The following is a 7,274-nucleotide window of genomic DNA, read 5'->3' as shown; positions in this document are numbered from 1 at the left end:
TGGAGATAGCGCGCCGCGTGATTGAGAACCGCCGCAGGCGCGGGAAAGGTCTGGGAACGTTCCTGCCAGATCGCACGAAGACTCCTTCAGCATCAGCATTGATCAAGGCTTTCAAAGCCGACACGGACAGAAAACGCATTCTTGTCCGGAAAGCGGACGCAACGCGAAACCGCCTGCTGTTTGTCACCCACGCCTTGCGGCAACTGATGGCAGAAGAGGCATTCCAGGACCTTCTTGCGGCCGAAGGACTGAACACCCTTCCACGAAACCTGGCGGCCAGGATCAGCAGAGTTGAGCCCGCATGACCACAGAGCACCCTACAATTCAGGACATAAAATCCGCTTTTGAGCGCGATACAATTCGCCTTCGGCTTGAAGACATCCAGCCGCTTCACCTGTTTACCGAAAGCGCCAGGGAAACTCCGAAATACCAACAGGTCAGGTCATCCGTTCGCGAGATCGGACTTGTGGAACTGCCCGTGGTCGCAAGGGACAAAGACACGCCGGGAAAGTACCTGCTGGTCGACGGCCACATGCGTATCGAGATCTTGCGCGAGATAGGCGCCACTGAGGTTGATTGTCTGGTGGCCAACGATGACGAGGCATTCACCTACAACAAACGGGTGAGCCGGCTCGCGACGATCCAGGAACACTTCATGATCCTGAAAGCCATCGACAGCGGCGTCCCTGAAGAGACCATCGCGAGAACCCTGAATGTCAACATCGCCCAAATCAGGCTTAAAAAACATCTGCTGAAAGGGATCTGTCGGGAAGCGGTCGACATGCTCAAGGACCGCTTCGTCCCGACCAACACATTCATCGAACTACGGAAGTTGGCCGCGGTGCGTCAGATCGAGGCGGCGCAACTGATGATCGCCATGAACAAATTCTCGATCAACTACGCAAAGTCCCTGGTCGGCGCGACCCCTCAGTCACAGCTTGCCGATACGTCGCAGCCGAAAAAGCTTGCCGGGCTGAGCGACGCGCAGATCGCATTGATGGAGAACGAGTCAACCAAACTCGATAAGGAATACCGGCTTGTCGAGGAGAGCTATGGATCTGACCATCTGGATCTGGTGGTGGCCACGGGGTATCTCAGCCGGCTGCTGGAGAACGCCCGCATTGTTCGATATCTTGCGCAGAGTTTCCCGGAGATTCTTTCTGAATTTCAGAAAATGACCAATGCTGCCCGAACGCCTGTCTAGCGTCTGCGAAGAGGCATTCCCACTGACAACGTCAGCAATCCGCCGGACATGAGGAGGATGCCTGCCTGCTGCTGGTTTTCCAGTGGGGACTTGGTAATGCCGCAACTCGGGGGCGCATACCGAAACCCCAGCCTGTAGAAAACGGCGCCCATCTGCCACATCTATGCGCATTTCGGTGATCGGGCGCCCAAGAAAATGTTTATCTTTTTGCGTCACACTTGAGGCCCGTAAAATGGCAACTGTAGATAATAGTTCATGCAAAGCGTTGTTAAGTTTTTGCCTGAAAAGGTGCACGGTAACAAGTTGACACTTGCCGTCTTCGTTTCTGCACTGATCATATGCGCTGTAGGCGGATGGGCCTACTCCAGCGGTCATAGCGCTGGCCGGGTATCTCAATTGAGGGACCAGGTGTCGTCTTATAACCGGCGGATGGGCCTGGACGACAATTCGAACGGTTTGGGCCAAGTCATTCTTTGCCAGGAACTCGGCGGGATGCTCGACGAGTGTGAGAGGATCGGCCGGTGACCCTATGTCCAACTCAGGGTGCCGGCTCGTCTATAGCCCAGGGCTGACAGTTGGCCCGACTGGCGCCGACCTGCCCATTTCCAATAGCGGAGCCGTTTCGTTTCCGCTTGCCAAGGTCATCACGGAGAAGCGGCGCAAAGCGGCCCTTCAAAAGACGTTGCTGAGCTCAACCGAAACGCGTTTATAAGCGACTTGGCCTCTGCCCGGAAATCAACCGTTTTCAGGACATCGGCGAACTAGTCCCTCATTTGCCCTCGCTGAACGCAGTTTTCGTTCGGAAACTTATGTCGCGATATCAAATGTCTCGAAAACGCGCGGGGGACGGGTACTCAATGCAACCGTCGCCGCTCGATGAATCCAATGCAGCGTCATTAAACTCACCTCGTGCCATCGCGTCGAAGTGGGCTGGGCCCGGGGTGAGACATTGCGGGCGCTGAAGCGGCTCATTGCCGCCGACAACATGACACAGAAAGAGAATGCCAAGACTGAAGCCGAGCTCGCGATCGCGCGTGCCATGGTACGCGCCGGCAAGCCGCTTTATCTTCATCTCAGTGCGTCCGCGACCAGCGCTGGCACCATGCCTGATCCCATCGAAAACGCCTTGCGACAAAAGATCGTCGAAGTTAGATAACGCACTCCTCCGATGTCTGTAGCGGACACGGAGCACTGAAGCCCTTTGTCGAAGTCGTCTGGCGCCATTCCATCAAAAAAAGCCAACCGGAAGAAACCCTGACGTACTGGCCGCCTCCAGTATTTGCCTAACCGGCAAAGAAATGTCTTTCTAAACTTTGAGTAGGCGAACCAAGATTCGATTAAGTTCGCTCTGATAGCCTTGGCCAATCGGAAGCTTGGCCGATCGAGATTCCACCTTGCCATTTGCAATGCAGCAGCGCTTCCGCACCTTGATGACCTGGACCAGTCTTCCGGCAGTGATTGCCCTCGTCGTGCTGTTGATCGCTGGATTTTTTGCCGACCATCAAAACAGCGTCGTTGCCGAGCAGGCAATGCGCGTTGACGTTGCGAAGGAGATGAACCTCATCCGCGCCAATCTCGAGGGCAACGTCAATGGGGATCTCCAATTGGCGCGCGGCCTGATCGCGACGATCGTTACCGAACCGAATATGAGCCAAGCCCGCTTTGCCAAGCTGGCAGAGAGCATCTTTCGCGAGAAGACACATCTCAGAAACATTGGCGCGGCCCCTGGCCTGGTCATTTCGTTGATGTATCCGATGGAAGGCAATGAAAAGGCAGTTGGACTGGACCTTGGTAAGGATGAAGAGCAGCGTGAAGCGGTACTTCGGGCACGCGATTCCAAACGACTGGTGTTGGCCGGACCGGTAGAACTCAAACAAGGGGGGCAGGCATTCGTCGGGCGATTTCCAGTCTTCCTTGACCGTGACCGCCCTACCGAGACGTTCTGGGGCATAGTGGCTGCGGTAATCGACATTCAAAAGCTGTACGAGGACAGTGGTCTTTTAGGCAAGAAACTGCCGATCGAGATCGCCCTGACGGGCAAGGACTCTCTCGGCCAAAGCGGCGCGCGATTTTACGGTCCCGCGCACGTGATCGAAAGCAATCCCGTCACGGCCGAGGTACGGCTGCCGACAGGATCGTGGCAGATTGCCGCTATTCCCAAGGGTGGTTGGAATGCTACCCCCAGCAACGCCTGGATTTTGCGACTGGCAATGCTCATCGGCGGCGCACTGGTCGTGGTTCCCATAGTCATTGCAGGGCGGCTTCTCGAGCAACGGCGTAAGCACTACGCCGATCTGCGCTGCAGCGAAAGACGGCTTGCACAGCTTTCGGAGAGGCTGGAACTCGCGCTTGACGCCTCGCAAATTGGCGTCTGGGAGCAGGATCTCGACTCAGACATCATATTTTGGGACGACCGCCTGAACGAAATTTATGGAAAGCCGGCAGATGGCGAACCGAGGTCCTTCGAAGAGTGGTCAAGATCAATCCACACCGACGATCTTGAGCAGGCCAAGCTGGATTTCAAGCAAGGGATCGCGACGGGTCTGTATTCCTCAGAATATCGTGTCGTGCTTCCCAATGGAATTGTTCGACATCTTCGCGCGCGTGCCAAAAGTTACAGTGATGATACCAAGCACAAAATGGTCGGAGCGGAATGGGACGTGACGGCGGATGTGGCCCTGACGCGGGAGTTGGAGCAAGCAAAGGACCTCGCCGAAACGAGAAATGCTGAGCTCGAGGCGGCGACGGCGCGCAATGAGTATGCAGCGCTTCACGATACGCTGACCGGCCTTCCAAATCGCCGCTACCTCGACATCATGCTTGACAGCCACGCCGCCACAGGTTCAACCGCCGGCCGCGGCGCCGCGCTTCTGCATCTTGATCTCGATCGTTTCAAACAGATCAATGACACACTCGGCCACGCTGTCGGGGACGCCGTGCTGATCCATACCGCAAAGGTGCTGACATCGACTGTTCGGCCAGCCGATTTCGTTGCCCGAGTCGGAGGCGATGAATTTGTCGTAGTCTGCAGCAGCGATATCTCGATTGACCAACTCAGCCAACGGGCCGATGGCATTCTACAGAGATTGCGACAGCCAGTGCCCTATAAAGACCACCAATGCCGTATTGGGGTCAGCGTCGGCATCGCGGTCGATGCGGACGGTGCTGTCGACGGCCCGCGCCTGATGGTCAACGCGGACATAGCGCTCTACCGGGCAAAGAGCCGCGGACGCAATCGATATGAGTTCTTCACCCAAGATCTCCAGTCTGAGATCGTTCGGACCAAACGGGTCGCCGATGAGATCCTTGCAGGCCTGGAACGTAACGAATTCGTTCCCCATTACCAGCTGCAGTTCGACGCGAAAACACTGGAGGTTGCGGGCGTTGAGGCGCTCGCGCGCTGGAACCATCCGACCGGCGGACTTCAGACGCCGGCCGAGTTCCTGAAGATTGCGGAAGAGTTGGATGTCGTTGCGATTATTGACCGGCTGATACTCGAGCAAACCCTTCACGACTTTGATCAGTGGCAGAGAGCCGGGCTGCTGATGCCGCGCGCTTCTGTCAACGTCTCTGCGAGGCGGCTGCAGGATGAGGAACTGATCAACAGCCTGACGTCGCTTTCAATAAAACCAGGAACCCTTTCGTTCGAGCTTCTAGAGTCAATTTTTCTCGACGACAATGATGAGCTTATGGTCTGGAACGTCAATCAGATCAAGGAACTTGGTATCGACATCGAAATTGACGATTTTGGCACCGGCCACGCGTCGATTGTCAGCGTGATGAAACTTCAGCCGCGACGGCTGAAAATTGCACGCCAGCTAATCGGCCCAGTCGCCGAGTCAGCCCAGCAGCGAGAGGTCGTTCAATCGATTGTGCAGATAGGCAGATCTTTGGGAGTGGAAGTCATCGCCGAAGGTGTTGAGACGATGCGGCAGGCCGAGATCCTTAAGGATTTGGGCTGCGACATCCTGCAAGGCTATGGGCTGAGCCGGCCGGTGAGCGCACACGGCATCATGGAGTTCTTAAGCGGCCGTCGAAGGCGCACAGCATCCTGAGATCGACGCACGTCGGCGACGAGTACGTCCACGGAAAGGAGACGACCGCAGCGGGCACTCGCATCCAATGAACAATCGGCAGGGTGCCTCCAAGGCGCTTATTATGGACGGCGCTGGTGCATTGGAGCCTATAGCGGCTGAGGCAGACTTTGTAGTGATTTCAGCGGACGCGCTCGGAGATTAGCCTCGCGATCCGCATGTTGCGATTGGCGATGGCGATGTGAATGGCTATCTCGTTCTGCTGCGACCCGAGGGTCCGGGACGCCAGGCATCCGCCGTTGATCCTCTTGACGCGTGAAATTGCGGTTTCGACGAGGGAGCGTTTGCCGTAACCGTGTCGCTTCTGCCAGGCCATTCGACCATGTCGCGCGATCTCGGCAGCATGACGTTCCCGCTCGCTGCCGCCGTGAGGTTCGCCCTTGTCCGAGATCGATGGTCTGCCCGGCGGGATGACGATATCAGGAGGTGAGCGCGCCGGTCGCGCAGCGCGGATCGCCTTGTATGTTGGCTCACCACCATAGGCTCCATCGGCAATGACACAGCCGATATTGCCGCCGGAGTTTGCTACCAGTTCGCCAATCATCGACGCATCCGAGGTATCGTCATCGGTGCGTTCGAAGGCGATGATCTCATTGTCGTCGGGGTTGACCGAGATGTGCAGCTTTCGCCAGGATCGGCGGCTTTCGCCGTGTTTGGCCCGCGCCCATTCGCCTGCGCCGTAGAACTTCAATCCCGTGCTGTCGATGACAAGGTCAACCGGACCTTTGCGCGGCCAGCGAAAGTCCGTCACCGCAACGGTTCTTCGTCGACGGGACAGCGTCGTATGATCAGGCACGGTCAGGTCGAGGTGCATCAGCTCTATCAAGCTACGAACAAATCCCTCGGTCTGGCGCAACGGCATGCGATGCAGAGCGCCCAGGACCAACGCCGTCTCGATCGCTAGATTGGAGAAGCGGCGCTGGCCGCCAGGCGTCATTCGGCAAGCTGCTTTCCAGCGTTCGATCGCCTCGACAGATATCCACATGCGAACATCGCCGCGAGACACAAGACCGCAATGATATTCTCTCCAGTTCCTCACCCGATATAGCGCTTTCGGCACTCGATGACGGTGAGGCCCATGGAACTTGTACGGCATCAGGCTACTCGGATAACGAAACCACGCTCGGTGGAGTGTAGCGCCTTGAACGCTTTCGCCTTGTCGATCTGTGTGGCCATGAGCGTACCTCCTCCGCAATTCACAAGCGAGGACACTGCTATTTGGCTTGCCGGCATTCGTCCAATTTCTAATATTTGTCTAGGACATAGATTTTATTTATAGCGAAGAGATGGATGCTGAAGCACTGAACACATTCCTGACCGTTTACCGGCAACGTGGTTTTTCGAACGCGGCCCGCGTTTTGAACCGAACGCAGCCGGCCATCTCGCACCGTATCAGTCTGCTGGAACAGGAACTTGGCATACCGCTCTTCGAACGCATGTCCACCGGCATCGCGCTGAGCCAGGCCGGGCGCGTCTTGCTACCCTATCCTTGAAGGCGCGAAACTGGTCCAGCGGGTGGAGCGGGGCGTGTTCGATATTCTCAGCGAGCGAGACCTCCTCGGCCAGAATCGCGCCGGAAGAATTGCCGACAACACAAGGAACGGGTGTGGTCTTAGCAAGCCGCTTCTGTTTCACGAGCACTTCAAGCGCGCGATAGCGGCGACCGCCAGCCGGTACCTCGAACATGCCGGTCTCCTCACCAGCTGCATCGAGCACGGGACGAACATGGATGCCCTGGATCAGGCCTCGGCGCGCGATCGAGGCAGCCAGATCCTCGATCGAGACGCCGGCCTTGATGCGCCGGACATTCGTCTGGGCAAGCACCAGCTTGTTGAAAGGAATGTCGCGCGAGGGCGACAAGGTGATCTTTTGAACGGCAGTAGCCATGGTGTTTTCTCCGCGACGGGCGCCGAGAGCCTCTCTCTCCGCCCTAAACCCGTCATGAAATACCGGCACCCCTCTCACTCTCCTGGCCC

5 protein-coding genes and 2 pseudogenes are annotated in these 7,274 nt (G+C 57.1%); 5 read left to right on the top strand and 2 right to left on the bottom strand.

Going from position 1 to position 7,274, the window contains the following annotated elements; genetic code table 11:
* The 4 genes and pseudogenes from EN993_RS28110 to EN993_RS28095 form a co-directional block, all read left to right on the top strand.
* Positions 1–305, top strand: a pseudogene (locus tag EN993_RS28110) (chromosome partitioning protein ParB); the annotation flags it as partial.
* Positions 302–1,204, top strand: coding sequence for a plasmid partitioning protein RepB C-terminal domain-containing protein (locus EN993_RS28105; protein ID WP_127265400.1), 903 nt, complete (start codon positions 302–304; stop codon positions 1,202–1,204). The pseudogene EN993_RS28110 and the gene EN993_RS28105, both read left to right, overlap by 4 nt.
* A gap of 949 nt (positions 1,205–2,153) precedes the next feature.
* Entirely contained in the window at positions 2,154–2,360 is a 207-nt protein-coding gene (locus EN993_RS28100; RefSeq protein ID WP_109671083.1) for a hypothetical protein, read from the top strand.
* A 250-nt stretch (positions 2,361–2,610) separates the two neighbouring features.
* Positions 2,611–5,259 (top strand): EAL domain-containing protein, encoded by a 2,649-nt coding sequence (locus tag EN993_RS28095; RefSeq protein ID WP_127265399.1) that lies wholly within the window; start codon positions 2,611–2,613, stop codon positions 5,257–5,259.
* 160 nt (positions 5,260–5,419) lie between these two features.
* Here EN993_RS28095 and EN993_RS28090 read toward each other — a convergent pair whose 3' ends face one another.
* On the bottom strand, positions 5,420–6,394 hold the full coding sequence (locus EN993_RS28090) for an IS5 family transposase (RefSeq protein WP_127265398.1): 975 nt from the start codon (positions 6,392–6,394) through the stop codon (positions 5,420–5,422).
* A 190-nt stretch (positions 6,395–6,584) separates the two neighbouring features.
* Here EN993_RS28090 and EN993_RS28085 point away from each other — a divergent pair, with 190 nt between their 5' ends.
* Complete coding sequence (locus EN993_RS28085) at positions 6,585–6,791, top strand: LysR family transcriptional regulator (RefSeq protein WP_127265397.1); 207 nt, start codon at positions 6,585–6,587, stop codon at positions 6,789–6,791.
* Here EN993_RS28085 and EN993_RS28080 read toward each other — a convergent pair.
* Positions 6,787–7,185 (bottom strand): annotated as a pseudogene (locus EN993_RS28080) (ParB/Srx family N-terminal domain-containing protein); the annotation flags it as partial. The gene EN993_RS28085 and the pseudogene EN993_RS28080 sit on opposite strands and share 5 nt — an antisense overlap.
* Between the last annotated feature and the right edge of the window lie 89 nt (positions 7,186–7,274).

The sequence above is a fragment of the Mesorhizobium sp. M7D.F.Ca.US.004.01.2.1 genome (genome assembly GCF_003997785.1).
GTDB classification, from domain to species: Bacteria; Pseudomonadota; Alphaproteobacteria; order Rhizobiales; family Rhizobiaceae; genus Mesorhizobium; species Mesorhizobium loti.
This window is presented reverse-complemented; position numbering and strand designations above follow the sequence as displayed.